Raw genomic sequence first — 20,481 nt, 5'->3', positions numbered from 1 at the left:
CATTCATGAAACTGATCACAGAAATAAGGTATCTGCTTAAAAAAGAAATGGTTTTAGAGTGGCGCTCAAAATATGCGCTAAATGGGATATTGCTTTACGTAGTTTCCACTGTTTTTGTTTGCTACCTCTCGTTCAAAACCACTCCTCCCCTAGTGTGGAATGCATTATTTTGGATCATTATGCTTTTTGCGGCCATTAATGCCATAACCAAAAGTTTTGTACAGGAAAGTAAAGGGCGATTATTGTATTATTACCAAATCGCTAGTCCGCAAGCTATAATTATTGCCAAAATCATTTACAACATGTTGTTGATGATTTTAATGTCTACCATTGCGCTTTTCTTCTATAGTATTGTATTCCAGAACGAGGTTGGTGATAAGCTGCTTTATTTTGCAGCAGTTATCCTGGGCGCCATCAGCTTTTCAAGCGTGTTTACCATGATCTCTGCCATCGCTTCAAAAGCAAACAATAACGGCACCTTAATGGCAATATTAAGTTTTCCAGTCATCATACCCGTTATCATCCTAATCATCAAACTTTCAAAAAACGCGATGGACGGTTTAGACAGATCGGTATCATTAGATGAGATAGGGGTTTTAACTGCCATTAATTTGATTGTTATCACTGTTTCTTTATTACTATTTCCTTACCTTTGGCGAGATTAAAAACATAAAAATATGTCTAAGAACTGGTGGAAAATCACAGCATCGGTATTTGTTCTCTACAGCGTAGTTACTGGCTTACTTTTAAAAGTTCCTATGCTTCCCATCCTACACGAAAGCATCCGAAACTTATACTTTCACGTACCGATGTGGTTTGCAATGATTGTTATTTATACCATAGCGGTAGTAAACAGCATCAGATATTTGCAAACAAATGATGAGAAATATGATTTAATTGCCGTAGAAAGCGTAAATACAGGTTTACTTTTTGGATTTATAGGTTTACTATCTGGAATGATTTGGGCAAACTTCACTTGGGGTTCTCCATGGCCTAATGACCCTAAACTAAACAGTGCAGCAATTGCAACCCTCATGTACTTAGCTTATACTGTTTTGCGCAGCTCTTTAGACGAGGAACAAAAGCGGGCTAAAATATCGGCCATTTATAACATTTTTGCTTTTCCAGTAATGGTGGTTTTACTTTTTGTGTTACCACGTTTAACAGACTCTTTACATCCCGGTAACGGTGGAAACCCAGGTTTTGGTGCATATGATCTAGATAGTAATATGCGTTTTGTTTTTTATCCTGCTGTTTTAGGCTGGATTGGAATTGCCATCTGGATCATGAATATCCGTTTCCGCATCAGAAAACTAGAAAACATCAAGAACCAAATCTAATCATCAGCGAAAGCATAACCATTAGCATATCTATTATGAAAAAGACAGTTTTATTTATGATCGCCCTTATCAGTTCTTTTACTGTATTTGCGCAGAATAACGGTGTTGAAATGGCCGAAGAGCTTAGGTCGTCAGGTAAAATATATGTTGTTGTAGCTGTAATGTTACTTCTATTTACCGCTTTCATTCTGTACCTTTTCAGTATTGACAGGAGACTAAAAAAACTCGAAAAAGGGAATTAGCCAAGACTTTCGTTACCGCTAATCGCAGATTTTTAGCACAGAACTTAAACGCAGATAGGCTTCGTTCTAGAAATCTTTACAGCCAATCGTATTTTATAGCAGTTCATTTATAACCAAATTATAATCTTATGACTAAAGAAAACAATCTTTTTAGTGAGGAGCCACATTTTTATGCAGACGTATGCCAATACGTAGATCAAGCCGCAAAATACAGCAATCATGATGTTGGCTTACTTAACCAAATTAAAGCATGTAATAGTGTTTATAGATTTCAGTTTCCGATACGCAGAGGAAATAGCTTTGAAATTATCCATGCTTGGCGAGTAGAACATTCGCACCACATGTCACCGACTAAAGGCGGAATTCGCTACAGTGATATGGTTAACGAAGACGAAGTGATGGCACTGGCCGCCTTAATGACTTATAAATGTGCTATCGTAAATGTGCCATTTGGTGGTGCTAAAGGTGGGATAAAAATAAACCCGAAAGACTATACAGTTGCAGAGTTAGAGAATATTACCCGCCGTTATACGGTAGAATTAATCAAAAAGAATTTTATTGGTCCCGGCATAGATGTTCCAGCACCTGATTATGGATCTGGAGAACGTGAAATGTCATGGATTGCTGATACTTACTTAACCATGAATCCCGGTTCTTTAGATGCTTTAGCTTGTGTTACCGGAAAACCAATTGCATTACACGGTATCGCAGGACGCAAAGAAGCCACCGGTAGAGGTGTTGCTTTTGCAGTTAGAGAGTGTGTGTCTTTTGCGGATGATATGAAAGCTTTGGGTTTACAAGCCGGAGTTGCCAATAAAAAAATAATTGTACAAGGTTTAGGAAACGTAGGATATAATGCTGCTAAATACCTGATTGAATTTGGAGCAATATTAGTGGGATTGTGCGAATACGAAGGTGCCATTTACAACGAAAATGGACTGGATTTAGAAGACGTAGTTAAACATCGTAAAGAAACAGGTTCTATTTTAGGATACAGCAAGGCAACAAAAGAATTTAAAGATTCTGGTGAGGGCTTAGAACAGGCTTGTGATATTTTAGTACCCGCAGCTTTAGAAAATCAAATTACCGATGCCAACGTTAGAAGAATTCAAGCTAAAATAATTGGGGAGGGTGCAAACGGTCCAACTACCCCAACTGCTGCAGCAACATTTTTAGAGAATGGCGGAATCATCATTCCTGATATGTATGCAAATGCTGGTGGTGTTACCGTTTCTTATTTCGAGTGGTTGAAAAACCTATCTCACGTAGCCTTTGGCCGTATGGATAGAAGATACGATGAAACAACAAGCGCTAATATTGTAAAGATTATTGAGTCAACCACCGGAACATCCTTATCGCCAGAGCAACGTTTATTGGTTTCAAAAGGTGCATCGGAACTAGAGTTGGTAAACTCTGGATTAGAAGACACCATGATAAGATCTTACCACGAAATTAGAGAACTTAAAATGACTAAGAATGTGGAGAGCTTGCGTACCGCCGCTTTTGTGCTGGCAGTTGACAAAATTGCAGTCTCATATATGAATATGGGAATTTGGCCATAATAATTAGTGAGGGTGAAGGTTAAACTAAAAGCTTTAGTCCAAAAGCCGAGAGCCTAAACTATTTTAGGCTTTCTAAGAACAAATAGAAATAGCCGTTTTAATTCAAACATTAAAGCGGCTATTTCTATTTTAAAACAAGCAACCTTATACTATCACTGTAAACTACGCGTAGCTCTGTGACCTCCACGTCCTCCGTGGTTAAAAATTCACAAAAAATCTCTGAAAAATCTTTGTGATTTCCGTGATTAAAACCATCAATACCTCACATTCAATTTCTTCAACACACAATGCAATAACCATATCGGACCAATCAATAAAAACTTGAGATCATCTAAGAATGATGGTCTTTTGCCTTCAATCTTATGCCCAATGAATTGACCTATCCAAGCAAGCACAAATATCCATAAACTTACCTGCCACAAAGCCGGACCGCCATCACGTTCAATATACTCTAGCTGAACGATAAAAAAATAGCATATCCCAAAAAAGAAAAGCATCAAATACGATAATATCGGCGATAATGTTGAATAATAATAGATAGCTATAGCTAACACAAAAGAAAACCAATTGATATACATGTTGTACTTCCCTAAAAAACCAATCTGCGGAAAAGGGATTGCGGTAAGTAAACCGATAATGCTAAACAAAATTGCCGGTACACAAATCCAATGAATTAATTTATTGGTTGGGTTTTGATGGCTTTCCGTGTATTTATCGAATAATATATCGATTGGTCTTTTTTCTTCTTTCTTCATGCGTATTATTTAACCTCAGAGATTTTGTGCAAAGGTAGTATTTATTTCAACCACGGAGAACGCAGAGTTCACAGAGCTACACTGGAAATCCCTAGTAAATAAAAAAGCGATGGTTTTTCCATCGCTTTTAATCCATTTATATTTTTAAAAGATTTTAAATGCCTGATAAAATGTCTCTTATCTCAAATCTCCCATCTAATATTTACTTAGCGTAAGCCACACTCCTAGTTTCTCTAATCACAGTAACTTTAATCTGTCCTGGATAGGTCATTTCGGTTTGGATACGGTTTGAAATATCAGCAGCTAAAATCTCAGACTGTGCATCAGAAATTTTCTCGCTTTCTACAACAACCCTTAATTCTCTACCTGCCTGTATCGCAAAAGTTTTTTCAACACCTGGATAAGATAATGCCAAGCTCTCTAGCTCTTTTAACCTGCGGATGTAACTTTCTACAACTTCACGTCTTGCGCCCGGTCTTGCGCCAGAAATAGCATCACAAGCTTGAATAATTGGCGAAATCATGGAAGTCATTTCAATTTCATCGTGGTGAGCACCAATCGCATTACAAATTTCAGGATGTTCCTTATATTTTTCTGCCAATTGCATACCCAAAATAGCGTGAGGTAATTCTGGGTTGTCATCTGGTACTTTACCAATATCATGTAGCAATCCAGCCCTTTTCGCCATTTTAGCGTTCAAACCTAATTCAGAAGCCATAGTAGCACAGAAATTCGCTACCTCGCGAGAGTGTTGCAATAAATTCTGTCCGTAAGAAGAACGGTAACGCATACGTCCAACCATTCTTATCAGCTCGGGATGTAAACCATGGATTCCTAAATCGATAACCGTACGTTCACCAATTTCAACAATCTCTTCTTCAATCTGTTTCTGCGTTTTAGCAACCACTTCCTCAATACGGGCAGGGTGAATACGACCATCTGTTACCAAACGGTGCAAAGCTAAACGGGCAATCTCCCTACGAACCGGATCAAAGCCCGATAAAATAATAGCTTCGGGTGTATCATCAACGATAATCTCAATTCCAGTTGCCGCTTCTAAAGCCCTAATGTTTCTACCTTCACGGCCAATAATTCTACCTTTAATCTCATCGTTTTCAATGTTAAAAATAGAAACCGTGTTTTCAATTGCAGATTCTGTAGCCGTACGCTGAATAGTTTGAATAACTACCTTTTTCGCTTCTTTAGCTGCAGTTAAACGGGCATCGTCCACAATATCCTTAATAGAAGCCATCGCATTCGTCCGGGCTTCCTCTTTCAAATTACTTTCTAACTGCGTTTTAGCTTCCGTTGCTGTTAAACCCGCAATAGATTCTAATTGAGTAAGGTGTTGCAACTTTACAGCCTCAACTTCTTCTTGCTTAGCTTTTAAAATTTCGGTTTGCTTTTCGTAAGAATTACGCTGATTCTCTAAATCTTGCTCTTTCTTAGTCTGGTTTTCAAGCTTTTGAGTTAAAGATTGCTCTTTTTGCTTCAGCGTGTTCTCTCTTTGAGAAATCGTATTATTTTTCTGGTTAACCTCTTGCTCATGGTCAGCTTTCATCTGCAAAAACTTCTCTTTAGCTTCCAGTAACTTATTCTTTTTTAAAATATCGGCATTGTTTTCCGCTTCTCTTAAAATCTTTTTCACTTTGGTTTGAGCTGCAACTTCCTGTTGTCTCAAAAGCTGTCGTAGTAAGTATCTTCCTATAACAATACCCAATCCTAATGCTACTACCGCAATAATCAGGTAAATCAGTATTTCCATAAATTGTAATTAAAATAAAATAAAAAACCGCCTTAAATCTTAGATCCCAGTATTGTAAACTTGTCGAACATGTATAGGGTTTAAGCTGTCTACAGATGGCAAAACCAAATGTGGTATGCTTTTGTAACCCTTCTTAATATCGAAGTGTTAAGTTTAATAAATAGTGAAACCTAAAACCTAAAGCGGTTATATTTTCAAAAATAGTTTATTCTGATGAAATAATTATGCTTTGTTAAAAAAATCGTTCAAAATACTGTCCAATTCATTCACCTTTTCCGCTACATCGGTATCCACATGGCTCGCTTTTTTCTCTGCATTTAAAGAGAGCGTAGCGTAATGCAACACACACATAGAAAGCAAATCTTGTTTATCTTTAACCGCATATTTGTCTTGCAACTCTTTAATACGGTCATTGATTAACTTGGCAGCCCTCCTCACAACTTCTTCCTCCTCCATGTTTATCTTTAAAGGGTAAACACGGTCGGCAATATTTATTTTTATCGAGATTTCTCCCATCTGATCATTAGGTTCACAGTATTACTTACTTCAGCAATACAATACACTTATCTATTTCCCGCACAAATTCGTTAATTTTTTGTTTGATATCAAGTGTTTTTTCACTTGTTCCCTCTAAACTTCTAGCTAATTTAACCACACGTAACTTTTCTTCCATTTCTTTTCGCTTAGTCTCACTACTTTCCAGCGCAACTTTTAACGATTGGTTTTCTAAATTAACAAGGTCATTTTGCTCCTGTAAAGCTTTTGATAGTTCAACCAACTTTTGGGTGCGGTCCAACACCTGATCTAATTTCTTAGCAATTACAGACATCTTTAATTATTCTTTTTATTGATTTTGGGTTGTTGTTTGTTCTGTTGGTTGTTGTTGTTGTATGATTTTTTCTAATAATGCTTTGTGCGTTTATACACGCTGTCCACTGTATCTTTTTTTGAAATTTGCAAAATGGTTAATCAAAAAAAGGATGCCGTTCCAATCGTTAACGCCTTATCGAGTGGATATGCAAGAGTTACATTAATCTTTAAGAATTTTTAAAGTATTTTTCGAATTCGATTTATCAATTATTATTGTCATAATTCTCTGTTTTATAGCTGATTTTCCTACAAAAAACACTTACTCCAAAACTACCAAATCATTAAGATTTCGCCCTAAATAGCATTATCTAATCTCAGCACCAGCCTCTTTACCGAAGTTAGCAATTAATTTTTGCATAATCGCATCAATCTGTTTGTCGTCTAAGGTTTTTTGCTCGTCCTGTAAAGTAAAACTTAAGGCGTAAGACTTTTTACCCTCAGGCAGTTTATCACCTTGGTAAACATCAAAGACATTGACTTCTTTTAGCAATGCTTTCTCAGTTTTAACTGCAATACGTTTTAAATCTTCAAAGCGTACATCCTCATTAATCAACAAAGATAAATCTCTACGTACAGCTGGGAATTTAGAAACCTCTTTATAACTGATTTTATTACTTTTAACCAACATCATCAGCATATCCCAATTGATATCGGCATAAAAAACAGGTTTGCTTATATCTGCCAGTTTTAAATCCTTTTTAGCAACTGCGCCAAAAGAAACTAAGACTTTAGCACCTCTTCTATATTGTATCCCGTATTCAAAATCTTTCCCATCTGCCTCGTCTGATTGTAGGTTTACAACACCCAGTCTTTTCAAAATCGCATCAACCGTGGCTTTCAAATGAAAAAAACTGATTGCATTAGCTTTTTGATTCCATTGTTCTGTTTCTACTTTACCACTTAAAAATATGGAAAGGTGATTATCTTCCTGATATTTACCGTTAGCGGTATGGTAAGTTTTACCAAACTCATAAAACTTAACATCTGCAGTTCTACGGTTTTGGTTATAGGCAACAGCTTCCAAACCAGAGTAAAGCATCGTTTGGCGCATTACATCCAAATCAGAACTTAACGGGTTCAAGATTTTAACAGCTTCGTCTAAATTTTCTGAGTAGGATGATTTGGTTAAAGAGTTCGCTAAAATCTCAAAGAAACCATTTGCAGAGAGCATATCGGCAATGGTATTTTGAATCACTTCTTTATCTGGCTTTGGCGAAACGTTTAAAGAAGCATTTACTTTCTGCGGAATCTCGATATTATCGTAACCGTAAATGCGCAATACTTCCTCAATAACATCTACCGAACGTGTTACATCTACTTTGTAAGTTGGCACTTTCAACTGTAGACCTGTTGTGGTTTCATTTCCTACTTCAATCCCTAAAGCTTTAATAATCCCGGTGATTTTTTGGTTTCCAAGCGCTTTACCAATCAGTTGATCAACTTTTTCAAAGCTAAGTTCCACATCAAAAGGCGCAACCGGTTTTGGATAATTATCAAAAATATCCGACGTAATTTCTCCACCGGCAATCTCTTGAATTAACAAGGCTGCTTTTTTTAATGCGACCACCGTAATCTCTGGATCGGTTCCACGCTCAAACCTAAAAGATGAATCTGTTTTTAATGCAAACCTTTTAGCTGTTTTCCGTACAGAAACAGCATTGAAATATGCGCTTTCTAAAAATATATTTGTAGTGCTTTCTGTAACTCCAGAATTTAATCCGCCAAAAACACCTGCTATGCACAAAGGTTTTTCGGTATCACAAATCATCAAATTATCAGCGCTAAGCGTACGCTCAACTTCGTCCAAAGTCTTAAACTTAGTTTCTGCCTCGCATTTTTTAACAATTATTTTTCCGCCAACAATCTTATCAGCATCAAAAGCATGTAAAGGTTGCCCTAAATCATGTAAAATATAATTAGTTGCATCAACAACATTATTGATAGAACGCAACCCAATAACTGCCAATTTTTCTTTTAACCAACTTGGAGATTCTTTAACCGTAAGACCTGAGATTGTTAAGCCCGAATATCTTGGAGCCGCATCAGTATCTAAAACTTCTACCTCAATTGCAAAACTGTTATCTTTTATTTTAAAGTCACCTAAATTATTCGGCTTAATTGGTAATTCTAAAAAAGCTGCAATATCTCTAGCTACACCCAAATGTGATGCAGCATCTGCTCTATTTGGTGTTAAGCCAATTTCGAAAACGTAATCATCATTTAAATTAAAGTAGTTTTTTGCTAAAGTACCAACAACTGCTTCTTCTGGCAAAACCATAATACCTGCATGTCCTTCGCCTAAACCAATTTCATCTTCGGCACAAATCATCCCTTCAGATGATTCGCCTCTAATCTTAGATTTATTTATTTTAAAAGGTTCGCCAATATTTGGATAAACGGTACAGCCAACAGTTGCCACTACAACCTTTTGTCCTTTTGCTACGTTTGGCGCACCGCAAACAACTTGTATATCTTCTCCTACACCAACATCAACCTTAGTTACCCGTAACCTATCAGCATTTGGATGTTGCTCGCATTCTTTCACATAACCAATTACTAAGCCTTCTAAACCGCCCGGAATAGCCTGAACTTTTTCTAAAGACTCCACTTCCAAACCTATTGCCGTTAAAATAGTCGAAATTTCTTCGGGGTTTTTATCTGTATCTATAAATTGCTTTAGCCAGTTATATGAAATCTTCATTAGAATATATTTGTTTTTTGGTTACGGAGCCAGTTAGGCTTCATAAAAGTATTTAAGCTGCAAAAGTAAGAAATTAGACTTTAATTCAAGCCTAGTGGATAGATTTAGCGGGATGCTTTATTTAGGAAATTATTCATCAACTCTTTTTATGCTAACTAGGAGAAAAAATAAACTTCAAATCCTCGGAGTTAATGGGTTTAAAGAGATATTTCTCAACCAAGGGGAACTCATCTGCTTTACGTAAATCTCTGGGATCAATTGAAGAGCTTACCACATAAACACCTACTTTATGCTTACCTACAAAATCAAGTTTAGAGAACTGCTCTAAAAAACCCCATCCGTCCATTACTGGCATCCTAATATCAAGCAAGATAATATCCGGCATAATAACCTCTTCTAAAGGAGTTTCGACAAAATAATCAATTGCTTGTTTTCCATTTTTAAAAACGACTACTTGTTCTGATAATTTTCTGATGTTAATCAACCTTTTTATGGCGTAAACATATATGTCATCGTCATCAATAATGAAAGTTGTTTTAACCATTCTTGTTACATATTAACAAATAGTGCAATGCTGTTTAATTTTAAAGTTAACCATAATAAAGAAGAAATAAAACCCTAATTTAATTGTTTAACAACTCGATATTTTGGCGCTACATTTTCATCTTTTCTAAAGAGATTTTGATTTTTCCCACTTGCGTACGTATTAGCCATATCGCTAAATGCAAACCTCATATTTCCATTTTTGATAACTAAACGATAACTTAGACCACTCAAAAAATAAAAATTATGAAAACTTCTTTCGATTTTGAAAAGCCGATTGCTGATCTTCAAGGTCAGGTTGAAAAGGTGAAACAGGTTGCAGAAAAAACTAAGGTTGATATGTCGGCAACTTTGAAAGAGCTTGATGAAAAAATAGAAAAAACAAAAACCGAAATTTTCTCTAACCTAACCGGCTGGCAACAAGTACAGATATCTAGGCATCCGGAAAGGCCATATACCTTACAATATATTGAAACCATTTGCGACGATTTTATTGAAATGCATGGTGATAGAACGGTAAAAGATGATAAAGCTATTGTTGGAGGATTTGGTTCTTTAAATGGCGAAACGGTAATGTTTATTGGCCACCAAAAAGGCACAAACACTAAATTAAGACAGTACAGAAACTTTGGAATGGCAAACCCAGAGGGGTATAGAAAAGCATTACGCTTAATGAAACTTGCCGAAAAATTCAACAAGCCTGTTGTAACTTTTATTGATACACCAGGAGCTTACCCGGGGTTGGAAGCAGAAGAAAGAGGACAAGGTGAAGCAATTGCTCGTAATCTTTTAGAAATGTCTGTTTTAAAGGTGCCAATTATATGTATTATCGTTGGTGAAGGTGCAAGTGGTGGTGCTTTAGGTATTGGCATTGGTGATCGAGTTTATATGTTAGAACATACTTGGTATTCGGTAATTTCGCCAGAATCTTGTTCTTCTATTTTATGGAGAAGTTGGGATTTTAAGGAGAAAGCTGCGGAGTGTTTAAAACTAACCTCAGATAACATGCTTGCTAATCGCTTAATTGATGGAATTATCAAGGAACCGATGGGTGGTGCGCACCAAGACCCAGCGCAGATGTGCCAAACAATAAAAGAGAAGTTAATTAGCGACTTAAAAATTTTAAAAGCAAAGAATGTTGATACTCTAATTGCCGAAAGAATTGACAAATTTTGTTCAATGGGTGTTGTTGTAGAAGATTAAGAGCAATGAATCTTAACCATAAAAAAAAGCCGATTTTAAATTAAAATCGGCTTTTTTTGTTCTATGCGGTTTCGCTTTCTGGAGGGATTCCATAATCATCAATACCGTATCTTTTTTCTTTTTTGGTCTTTGATTTTACGAAATCTGTTACACTGTCAATCCAGCCAGAAAGTACATCTTTATTAAATACTGAGTAGTTGATTGCTTTTTGAGAGACTAAGGAAACCAAAGTCTTCATGATAACTCCACTATTTTTCAGCAAGGTTTTGTTTAAGAACAACGGAAAAAATATCCGACCTAAACTTGTAGCCCAATCTGCATTAGCTAAACCAGTGGTGTTACCACCGAACACAATTGCAGACACCATATCTTTAACAAATTTAAATGGATGGTGTACTTTGTTTTTAATTGACTCAAACTTTTGTTCGAAATAAATTTCGTCATCTATCTTTTTTATTTCTAAAAATGCTATTCTTGCTTTAAGCTGAGCTAGATTTGTTATTTCTGTCCCCATTATTCGCCCTTTTTTAAAATTTTACTAATCAACCAATCAGTTATAGGATTTTGGATGTAGTTTTTACTCATCAGCACTACGATTATACCAACAAGCAAATAAAAAGCTGTTACTACAAAGAAGCCTTTATAAATACTTGAAAGTAACTCGCCAAAGTAAAATCCTGCACCAATACTCAAAAAAAACAGAAAGAAAACAGCTACAATCGTTAATATAATCTTACTTGCTGCGCTTCCACCGGTTTTCGCCACAGCTTGAACAATGGTCAGCTTTTTAAGCTCTATATTGGTATCTAGATAATCTTTAGCTCTTTCAAACAAACCATCGTTGTTAAACTCATCAGCTTTTTCCATAGGTATTACTCAATTAAATATTGTGAACATCATCAACGTATTCATCTTCTGCTGTTTGAATCTTACTTTTTATTTTACTAACAACTTTTTCTTTAAACTCTGTAAGGCTGTCGATTTCTTCTGCTGCTTTGTCTTTAATACTGTCTCCTAAATTTTTCAATGACTCTGATAATTTATCGCGTGTTTCTGAACCTTTTTCTGGTGCAAAAAGTAAACCTAGTGCAGCACCTGCCGCAACACCTGCCAATAAAGCAATAAGGGTTTTTGAGTTATCTTTCATGATTTTTATTTTTTAGATTTAAACTATACACTATAATAAGAAAATACCTTGCCAATTACCTGAATTTTGGGATTTTTAAAAAAAATCTGTTATTCCTGCTCTACAACGGCTTTGTTTGTTTCGTAAATTTGAATCAAATGAATAAACCACAACAACAATAGCGGTCCAAAAACTAAGCCCACAAATCCAAAGAGTGGGAGTCCAATAATTACTCCAACTACAGTTATAATGGGATGTGTATCTGCTAGCTTTTTATTGATCATAAACCTAATTACATTATCAATATTAATAATAACAATAAGCGTAAATAAGGTTACAAACATCCCTTGCCAAGTTTGACCATTCAGAAACAGGATGATAGCTGCAGGTCCGGTAATCATTGGTGCACCGATAACTGGCATAAATGAAAGGAAAAAACCGATTATGCCCCAAAACACAGCATCGTTAACTCCTGCAACAAAAAAACATAAAATTACCAGCAAGCCTTGCACTAACGCAATTACACCTTGTCCCAAAATATTTGAGTAAGTGGTATTGCGCAATTCTACTCCAAATTTAAGCGCATTTTCTTTTTTTAGCGGTGCATATTTTATCATGCTACTTTCAAACTCTTTAGACTGCATTAGCATAAAAAATAGTATAAAGTACATCACCGAAACAGTTAGAAAAACACCTAAGGCACCTGTAAGAAGTGTAGGGAAAAGGTCTTGAACAAAGGCGCTGAACTTGTTGATGTACTTTTCTATAAGATTTGGTTGGTTAAATTTAGTACCTACGAAGTCGTCAATTTTAGAGATCAATGCTTTTAACTGAAAATCATCAGTTTGCAATTTAGCCAGTCTGTTTACCACCATATAGCTTAATGTAAAAAATGGCAGTACAATAATTATAAATGAACTGAGAATAACGATAATTGCTGAAAATATTTCTCCTGTTTTTTCTTTCAAATAAAAAAACATAGGCTTAAACATGGTGTATAGAATAATAGACCCTAAAAAAGCATTAAATAATTCTCGCAGGCTATAAATGATAACGCAAGCCATAAATACGATAACTCCTAATACAATATTATTTCTTTGCTTATCAGTAAAAATGGACATATTATTAGTTTGGTGAGTATAAAGCAGTATAAACAAAAAAAGCTCCGAAAATTTCGGAGCTCTATGGTTTAAAATGTTTTTTTTATTTTGTTATCACGTTTAACGGACAACCAGCACCGTCAACTTTTACTGTTGATGGAGTATTAGGACATTTGTCTAAATGATCCGCAACACCATCACCATCACTATCTTTCTTCAAATCAGTAACAGTATCTTCAACTTTTTTAGTTCTAGACTTTAAGTCCAATACTTCTGATTTCAAAGAGTTGTCTTTTAACTCGTCATAAGCAGTAGCAACTGGGTTTGCCCAAATTAGATTAGGTTTTGATTTAGAACCTAAAGCAAACTCAATACCTACTGAACCGTATGCAAATTTATCATTTGAATTCGCATATCTAGCGTCTAAATTATCGGCATCAACAAAATTCATTGTATAATCTAAGTTGAAACTTACGCACTCAGAAACTTTAAATTTTGCACCTACTCCAATTGGAATAAAAGCTTCCTTGATATAATCTTTTCCATCAGTTGCCATTCCTTTCCAATCAACAGTAGCGTTGCTTGCATTAACATAGCTTGGTGCATAAGCCAATAAGCCGTAACCTAAAGTACCTGTAAAGTTAATTGCGTTTGTTCTGTTTAAAAAATTAATTGAGGCAAGGTTAAACACACCTCTTAAATCAACTCCGTAAGCAATTTTAGTTTTAAATGATTTGTAATTACCAATTACGCCACCTGGTGCATCAGTATTATCACCTGAAAGGTCTCCCAACAATAAGTTACCTTGTAAGCCAAAAACATGACCTAATTGTTTTCTTAAATAAACCCCGTAACCAAAATCAGCACCCCAATTTTTATAATCGTTAGAACCGCCTATTAAAACAACCGGACTTAAAACACCAGCATTTACGCCGATAGAAAAAGTTTTGTACTGGTTTCTGCCTCCAAAGGTTTTACCTGTAGCTGGAGTGGTGTTTTGTGCAAACGTTGTAGCAGACACTAATAGTGCAACAACTAAAAATGTTAATCTTTTATTCATGTTTTTTAAATTAAAACCCAAATATATTGTTATTAAACGATAAAGTAAATTCTTTAAAAGAAAATTGAACTAAATAATTAGACTTCCCATAAAACTGCCTGATTACTTGACGGGAGATAGACTTTAAAAACCGCCCCTTCTCCTTCTTTACTATAAAACTCTAACTTTCCGTTATGGCTTAAAATAGATTTTTGAGCGTTTGGCAAACCCAAGCCAAACCCTTTGGATTTGGTAGTGAAAAATGGTTCGAACAGATGTGTCTTGTGCTCTTCCGCAATACCGTTACCGTTATCTTTAACTTCTATCACAGCAAATTCACCAGCTTTAAACACATTTATATCAATATTAGATGCATTGGCTTCAATTGCGTTTGTAAAAAGATGAGAAAACACATCTACCATACACTCGTAATCGGCATTAACAAAAATATCTGTCTCGCTGTAAGTTTTCTGCAAATTCACATTGTTTTGGCTTAATTCTGCCGATAGAGCCGATACACTTTCATCCAAAATAACTTCTAAAGCTCTCGGCTGAATATTAAGGTCTGCAACCTGAGTAGAGTTTACGAAATCTGTTATCAATAAATTTATGCGGTCGAAATTATTCTTTAAAATATCTAAATATAGCTTTACAGACTCATTATTGTTGGCATCTAACTCAATATTTAACTGATCAAGCGAAAGGTTAATATTTGATAGCGGATTGGTAATCTCATTTGCTAAGCTTTTTGCAATCCTTTCAGTAACTGCAATTTTTTCTGCGTTAACAGATGCCTTTTCTGATTCCACACGTCCGGATATATCATGAACAATACAATAATAAAGTTCTTCGGTTGCATGCTGGTCTATCTGTAAAAAGGCGGAAACCGACACTTTCCTAACCTCATGATCCTTGCTTATAAAATCTGTTTGAAAATCATTGATCGCACCATTCTTATCAATTATATCTGCAAATTCAATACTTTCTTTTGCGTTATGAAATAACTGAGTGCCGTTTAAGCTTAAAACCTCTTCTTTAGAATAACCCAAAAACTTTAGTCCCGCGGGGTTCATATCTCTTATACCGCCTAAAGAATCCATAATAAGAAATGGTTCTTTTGAGCGCTCAAAAATAATCCTAAATTTGGTTTCACTTTCCCTTAATGCCTTTAAATTATACTTGTGTTTTAAAGCATACCTAAGCGATCTTTCGATAGCATAGGGATTTATCTGATCTTTAACCAAGTAATCCGCAGCGCCAATTTCTAAGGCTTCTTCATCTACTTTTGAATCTCCTTTACCAGTTAAAATAATAATAGGCTCGTCTACATTTGACTTAATAGCCTCATGCAACAAATCTATACCTGTGTGTTTCCCTAAACGGTAATCAACCAAATATATGTCATAATGGCTTTTAAGCATCGCATTAATAGCCTCTTCATAATTATTGATCCAGCTTAACTTATAATTCTCGCGTTGCGGGATTTCGTTAAAAATATCTTTTGTTAAGATATAATCATCTTCATCATCGTCTACCAACAAAACTTTAACTGGTTTCATCTCAGCCATATTTTTCTATTAAATTACGAGTAATTTCTATCATACTATCAAAACTAAAAGGTTTGGTGATAAAATCATCTGCACCTAACTTCATCATCTTTTCTTTGTCTTGACTACTTTTTGACGTAGACAAAATAACAATCGGTATTTTTTTAGTTTTTCTATCGCTTTTTAAATGGATTAGAAGTTCTAGTCCATTTACCTTGGGCATATTTAAGTCTAAGATCAACAGAGACGGGTATCTAAAACCTACTTCTTGTGATTCTTTCTCAAAACGATTAATCACCTTTTCTCCATCTTCAAAAAAAGACAATGAATCTGCAAAATTATTTTCTTCAAATGCATCTTTAATAATCATCCTATCATCAGGATCGTCATCTGCTATCCAAAAAAATTTCTCCATAATTATTTATAAATGCTGAATTGGTAAAATTATCACAAATTTAGTTCCATGGTCTCGCTTACTTGATACGCTAATAAAGCCATTATGCTTATCAACAATTTTTTTACAAACAGCCAAACCAATTCCCGTTCCTTGATATTCGTTACGCGTGTGTAATCTTTGAAAAAGTTCAAAGATTTTATCCGCATACTGCTGGTCAAAGCCTATCCCATTATCCTGTATACTTATGCGACAGTAATCTTTGTTTTGTTCTAATTCTGGCTGGTCTAATAAACTACCTCTTAAAATCTCACTTTTTATTTCAACCGTAGGATTAACGCCATCTCTGGTGAATTTAATTGCGTTGCTCAACAGGTTTTGAAGTAGCTGTCTGATTTGTCCAGGAATAGCCGAAATATGATGATTAACCATTAAATCTATGGTGGCATTCTTCTTTTCTATGGTGTATTCTAAATCTTCAATAATTTTCTGAAGCTCATCATGCAAATCAACATCAACAAATCCCTCATCCGTACGTGTAACGCGTGAATAGGTCAGCAAATCATCAATCAATGTTTGCATACGTTCGGAAGCATTCTGCATACGCTTGATATAATCAAGCCCCTCTTCGGCTATATCTTTACTAAACTTATTCTGCAAGCGGTCTCCAAAGGCCCTGATTTTACGAAGCGGTTCTTGCAAATCATGCGACGCCACGTATGCAAACTGCTCTAAATCCTGATTTGAATTGTTTAACTCCTCAACTTTTACTTCTAAACTGCGCTGAACATTTTTAATCTCTGTAATATCATGCATTACCACCATTACGTTAAACACATCGCCAGTTGCGTTTTTCACTGGCTTATAATCTATCATAAAAGTTTTATCTTCAAATGCTCTTTCTGATTGAATTTCTTCGCCGTTAAATGCTTTTTGCAGGATCTGCTCATTATAGTGAGCTTCGTCTTTACTGAAAATCTCCTTTAAATTTATACCTGATTTTAATTCGTTCTCGAAATGAAAATCTTGGATAATTGGGCCATCAAAAAGGATAAGGTTTAATTGCTTATCAAACATTAAAACTATAGAATCTGGTACGTTACTGGCAATAGTTTTATATATGCTTTCGGTTTTTTCTAATAGTATTGCAGCATTTTTAAGCTCTGTAATATCCAGCAGGTTTCCAATAATTTTGATGATGTTGCCTTCTTCATCTAACACAAGTTTTGCAGTTAAATATACGTATCTAACTGTTTTATCCGGCCGTATAATGCGGTACTCAAAAGCAAAATTTGTTTTATCTGCAAACATGCTCTCCACATATTTTTTACACTTATCTAAATCGTCTTTATGGATTAGCGTGGTATAAAAATTCAAGGTAATTTCTATAGAATTTGGTTTGTAGCCGTGAATTCTAAACAGTTCCTCAGACCAAAAAAAGTGATCAATCCCATCAAACCATTCAAAACTACCATTATGTGCAATAGACTCTGCTTCTTTGAGCAAAGCTTCATTTTGTGATAATTTCTGACTGGTTTCTTTAAGCTCGGTAATATCCAAACAGGTTCCGATAATCTTATTATCTGGATGGATGTAACGGCATTGCGCTAAAATATAACGCCTTTGTCCGTTTACCCAAAGCACCTCATACTCTGTATTAAAAGACGACTGCGTTTCAATAGCGCCTTCCAACATTTTTTTATAGTCACTTCTATAAATAGGTATAATCATGTTATACATCAGCTCTATATCGGGTGAAATAGAGTTCGGCATGTATCCAAAAATCTTATATAGGGCATCAGAAAAATTGATCTCCCTTGTTGCAACATCCAACTCCCAACTGCCCATATTGGCCAGTTTCTCGGCGTTTTGTAGTAAATTTTGTCTCCGTTCTAAATCTTGCTGAATCTTTTCTTTCGACTTAATCTCTTCGTCTAAAATTAAGTTCATTTGGTGTTGTTTGGAGATATTTCTGGAATAGGTTAAGCTAATACCTAATAACGGAACAACGTAGGTAAAGAACCTTAAAAACTGGGCGAAGTTATATTCAATATCAAAATTTTTGAAAAATATTGCCATATGCACATTGGCAAAAATGGCTGGAATCATACTTAAAATAAGCATTTGAAAAAAGATTCCGCTATGCTTTTTCAACACTTTAGGCATCAAAAAAGCTCCCCAAAATAAGTATAGAACGATACTTATTAACTCTAATGGATGTGTAAAAAACGAATCTCTTTTTATAAAAATAGGACTAAGCGACCCTAAATTAAAAAGATATACAATAGCCATCATCGTTAGTACTCCAAAACCTATGGCAATTGTGCGGATTAAAAAGGTTTTCTTTTCACTTTCTACATCAGGCTTGTACCTAATCTTCAGAATTATTATTGTACCCGCAATAAGTAATACAACTTGAATTATCCGTCCAAAAAACCAGCTCATGTAAATGGCTTCGTCTAAACTTAGATTTGTTTTTAACACCCCAAAAACCACCAATAAATGAACTAGATCAAATACAGCGGTTGCCAACATTACAATACCTATAACAGGTGCTGCAATATCATTTTTAACTCTGAAATCTATGATGGTTAGGATGCAGGTAAATACACCAACGGCAATACTAAAGACAATCCAGATGGTTGAAAAGGTTTTTCCTAATACCAATTCTGTAGAAATACCTTCAATAACTTTTGAAAAATTAATAACCCTGTAGCCATTATAGCTAATTTCTACACCTAACATAGAAAGTATGGTAGGCGCTATACATATCAAAAAGATAACCCAAAAATATCCCATTGGGATATTGATTCCATTGTCTTCTTTTTTTATCGAGATTTTATTGATTGCCACGTTGGGTTGCGGTAAAGGTTAATCCATATTAATTGCTTTCATTTTGTTGTACAACGTTTTTCTATCAATATTTAGAATTTGCGCTGCTTTTGTTTTGTTGAAATTTACTTCCCTCAAAACTTTAAGAATGGTATCATATTCAGCCTCTAAAGCTGCGTTTTTTAAATCGAGTTTTTTCTCTCTGTGGTTATTGGTACTTACGTTTTCCACAGCGCTTTCAAAAGCCGAGACTTTAGAAAAAGTAGAAATCTCCAAGGGCAAAGCTTTGGTTTGGATAAAATCGCCTTCGGTGAGTAAAACAGCTCGCCTTAGCACATTCTTTAATTCTCTTACGTTTCCAGGCCAAGGGTATGTTAAAAAACTTTCTTCCACTTCTGCAGAAAAACCTTTAACCCCTTTGTTTAATTCCTTATTTGCCGAGAGCAAGAAATATTCGGCAAAAATCATGATGTCTTTTCCGCGTTCTCTTAACGGTGGCATATAAATACCAAATTCATTAAAACGATGGTACAAATCCTCTCTAAACTTTCCTTTGGCTATTGCGTCAATCAAGTTTTCGTTGGTGGCTACAATAATACGTACGTCTAAATCAATTTCTTTGGTTGAACCAATTCTTTTAACCTTGCGCTCCTGCACTGTTCTTAATAAAGCCGCTTGGATTTCGTAGGATAAGTTGCCTACCTCATCTAAAAACAAAGTGCCTCCGTTTGCCATTTCAAAATGACCAATTTTGGTGTATAACGCACCGGTAAAGGAGCCTTTTTCGTGACCAAAAAACTCTGAACCTGCTAATTCTTTGGTTAAAGAACCACAGTCCATCGCAACAAAAGGCTTATCTTTTCTCGGGCTTTTTAGGTGGATGCTTTTTGCTACCGACTCTTTTCCAGTTCCGCTTTCGCCGATTAAAATTACACTGTAAGTCGTTGGAGCAACTAAATCAATCTGACGAATCAATTCTTTTGCAGGCCCACTTTGCCCTATTACATAATCTTCCTGACGGAAATCCTGATTGCTGACTTCTCTGTTTTTACCGGGCTCTGTTGAAGATTTTGGTTTATCCATTTCCTCATTCAAAGCCTGCTGGGTATCAATAGCTTTCTTAATGGTATTTAAAATCTCATCCGGATAGAGTGGCTTGGTGATATAATCATAAGCACCCATTTTAATTAACTCTACCGCTAACTTAATATCGGAATAACCCGTAATGATAATTACACCGGTACGCGGGTAATTAAGTTTGATTTTTTTTAGAATCTCCCTTCCATCGGTATCTTCTAATCTAAAATCACAAAGCACCAAATTAAATTCTTCTTTTTCTAAAATCTCAAAAGCAGAAACTCCAGAAGTTGCTGTTTTTACTTCGAAACCATTCCGCCCTAAAAATTTGGCAAGTAGCAAACCAATATTTACTTCGTCATCAACGATGAGTATTTTCTTCATG

At 35.4% G+C, this 20,481-nt stretch carries 20 protein-coding genes; 5 read left to right on the top strand and 15 right to left on the bottom strand.

The genetic code is table 11. The annotated features are described in order from the left end of the window. Positions 1-5 precede the first annotated feature (5 nt). The 4 genes from B176_RS0103645 to B176_RS0103630 all read left to right on the top strand — a co-directional run bounded on the left by B176_RS0103645 (position 6) and on the right by B176_RS0103630 (position 3,144). Positions 6-665, top strand: a complete 660-nt coding sequence (locus tag B176_RS0103645; RefSeq protein WP_017257417.1) for a heme exporter protein CcmB — start codon at positions 6-8, stop codon at positions 663-665. 12 nt (positions 666-677) lie between these two features. Beyond that, entirely contained in the window at positions 678-1,340 is a 663-nt protein-coding gene (ccsA, locus tag B176_RS0103640) for a cytochrome c biogenesis protein CcsA (protein ID WP_017257416.1), read from the top strand. 35 nt (positions 1,341-1,375) lie between these two features. Further along, a complete protein-coding gene (locus tag B176_RS0103635; protein WP_017257415.1) occupies positions 1,376-1,582 on the top strand; it encodes a CcmD family protein in 207 nt (68 codons plus the stop codon). A gap of 128 nt (positions 1,583-1,710) precedes the next feature. After that, positions 1,711-3,144, top strand: coding sequence for a Glu/Leu/Phe/Val family dehydrogenase (locus B176_RS0103630; RefSeq protein WP_017257414.1), 1,434 nt, complete (start codon positions 1,711-1,713; stop codon positions 3,142-3,144). Positions 3,145-3,398: 254 nt separating this feature from the next. Here the strand turns inward: B176_RS0103630 and B176_RS0103625 are convergent, their stop codons facing one another. The 6 genes from B176_RS0103625 to B176_RS0103600 all read right to left on the bottom strand — a co-directional run bounded on the left by B176_RS0103625 (position 3,399) and on the right by B176_RS0103600 (position 9,779). Next, complete coding sequence (locus B176_RS0103625; RefSeq protein ID WP_017257413.1) at positions 3,399-3,899, bottom strand: Mpo1 family 2-hydroxy fatty acid dioxygenase; 501 nt, start codon at positions 3,897-3,899, stop codon at positions 3,399-3,401. A 202-nt stretch (positions 3,900-4,101) separates the two neighbouring features. Continuing rightward, complete coding sequence (rny, locus tag B176_RS0103620; protein WP_017257412.1) at positions 4,102-5,664, bottom strand: ribonuclease Y; 1,563 nt, start codon at positions 5,662-5,664, stop codon at positions 4,102-4,104. Positions 5,665-5,886: 222 nt separating this feature from the next. Continuing rightward, entirely contained in the window at positions 5,887-6,180 is a 294-nt protein-coding gene (locus B176_RS0103615; protein ID WP_017257411.1) for a cell division protein ZapA, read from the bottom strand. 25 nt (positions 6,181-6,205) lie between these two features. Next, on the bottom strand, positions 6,206-6,493 hold the full coding sequence (locus B176_RS0103610) for a hypothetical protein (RefSeq protein ID WP_017257410.1): 288 nt from the start codon (positions 6,491-6,493) through the stop codon (positions 6,206-6,208). Positions 6,494-6,838: 345 nt separating this feature from the next. Continuing rightward, positions 6,839-9,235, bottom strand: a complete 2,397-nt coding sequence (pheT, locus tag B176_RS0103605) for a phenylalanine--tRNA ligase subunit beta (RefSeq protein ID WP_017257409.1) — start codon at positions 9,233-9,235, stop codon at positions 6,839-6,841. Positions 9,236-9,386: 151 nt separating this feature from the next. Then, positions 9,387-9,779 carry a response regulator gene (locus B176_RS0103600; protein ID WP_017257408.1) on the bottom strand — a complete coding sequence of 131 codons (393 nt, stop codon included), beginning with the start codon at positions 9,777-9,779 and terminating at the stop codon, positions 9,387-9,389. A gap of 245 nt (positions 9,780-10,024) precedes the next feature. On the opposite strand from B176_RS0103600, the gene B176_RS0103590 reads away from it, so the two are divergent. Then, positions 10,025-10,981 carry an acetyl-CoA carboxylase carboxyltransferase subunit alpha gene (locus tag B176_RS0103590; RefSeq protein WP_017257406.1) on the top strand — a complete coding sequence of 319 codons (957 nt, stop codon included), beginning with the start codon at positions 10,025-10,027 and terminating at the stop codon, positions 10,979-10,981. 61 nt (positions 10,982-11,042) lie between these two features. Here B176_RS0103590 and B176_RS0103585 read toward each other — a convergent pair whose 3' ends face one another. The 9 genes from B176_RS0103585 to B176_RS0103540 all read right to left on the bottom strand — a co-directional run bounded on the left by B176_RS0103585 (position 11,043) and on the right by B176_RS0103540 (position 20,480). Continuing rightward, positions 11,043-11,495 carry a hypothetical protein gene (locus B176_RS0103585; RefSeq protein ID WP_017257405.1) on the bottom strand — a complete coding sequence of 151 codons (453 nt, stop codon included), beginning with the start codon at positions 11,493-11,495 and terminating at the stop codon, positions 11,043-11,045. After that, positions 11,495-11,848, bottom strand: coding sequence for a phage holin family protein (locus B176_RS0103580; RefSeq protein ID WP_017257404.1), 354 nt, complete (start codon positions 11,846-11,848; stop codon positions 11,495-11,497). The genes B176_RS0103585 and B176_RS0103580 overlap by 1 nt, the downstream gene beginning before the upstream one ends. 13 nt (positions 11,849-11,861) lie before the next feature. After that, entirely contained in the window at positions 11,862-12,128 is a 267-nt protein-coding gene (locus tag B176_RS0103575) for a YtxH domain-containing protein (protein ID WP_017257403.1), read from the bottom strand. A gap of 89 nt (positions 12,129-12,217) precedes the next feature. Further along, the gene (locus B176_RS0103570) at positions 12,218-13,228 is read right to left on the bottom strand and encodes an AI-2E family transporter (protein ID WP_017257402.1); all 1,011 of its coding nucleotides are present in this window, start codon (positions 13,226-13,228) and stop codon (positions 12,218-12,220) included. Positions 13,229-13,310: 82 nt separating this feature from the next. After that, complete coding sequence (locus B176_RS18955) at positions 13,311-14,267, bottom strand: OmpA family protein (protein WP_154647876.1); 957 nt, start codon at positions 14,265-14,267, stop codon at positions 13,311-13,313. A gap of 77 nt (positions 14,268-14,344) precedes the next feature. Next, positions 14,345-15,805: a hybrid sensor histidine kinase/response regulator gene (locus B176_RS0103560; protein WP_040539801.1), complete on the bottom strand. Its 1,461-nt coding sequence runs from the start codon at positions 15,803-15,805 to the stop codon at positions 14,345-14,347. 1 nt (position 15,806) lies between these two features. Next, a complete protein-coding gene (locus B176_RS0103555) occupies positions 15,807-16,208 on the bottom strand; it encodes a response regulator (protein WP_017257399.1) in 402 nt (133 codons plus the stop codon). A 6-nt stretch (positions 16,209-16,214) separates the two neighbouring features. Beyond that, the gene (locus B176_RS20115; RefSeq protein ID WP_083852678.1) at positions 16,215-19,040 is read right to left on the bottom strand and encodes a PAS domain-containing protein; all 2,826 of its coding nucleotides are present in this window, start codon (positions 19,038-19,040) and stop codon (positions 16,215-16,217) included. Positions 19,041-19,058: 18 nt separating this feature from the next. Next, positions 19,059-20,480, bottom strand: coding sequence for a sigma-54-dependent transcriptional regulator (locus B176_RS0103540; RefSeq protein ID WP_017257396.1), 1,422 nt, complete (start codon positions 20,478-20,480; stop codon positions 19,059-19,061). Between the last annotated feature and the right edge of the window lies 1 nt (position 20,481).

The sequence above is a fragment of the Pedobacter arcticus A12 genome, from assembly GCF_000302595.1.
In the GTDB taxonomy this organism is placed as follows: Bacteria; Bacteroidota; Bacteroidia; order Sphingobacteriales; family Sphingobacteriaceae; genus Pseudopedobacter; species Pseudopedobacter arcticus.
Note: the sequence above shows the minus strand (reverse complement) of the source record. Positions and strands in the feature narration are given on the sequence as shown.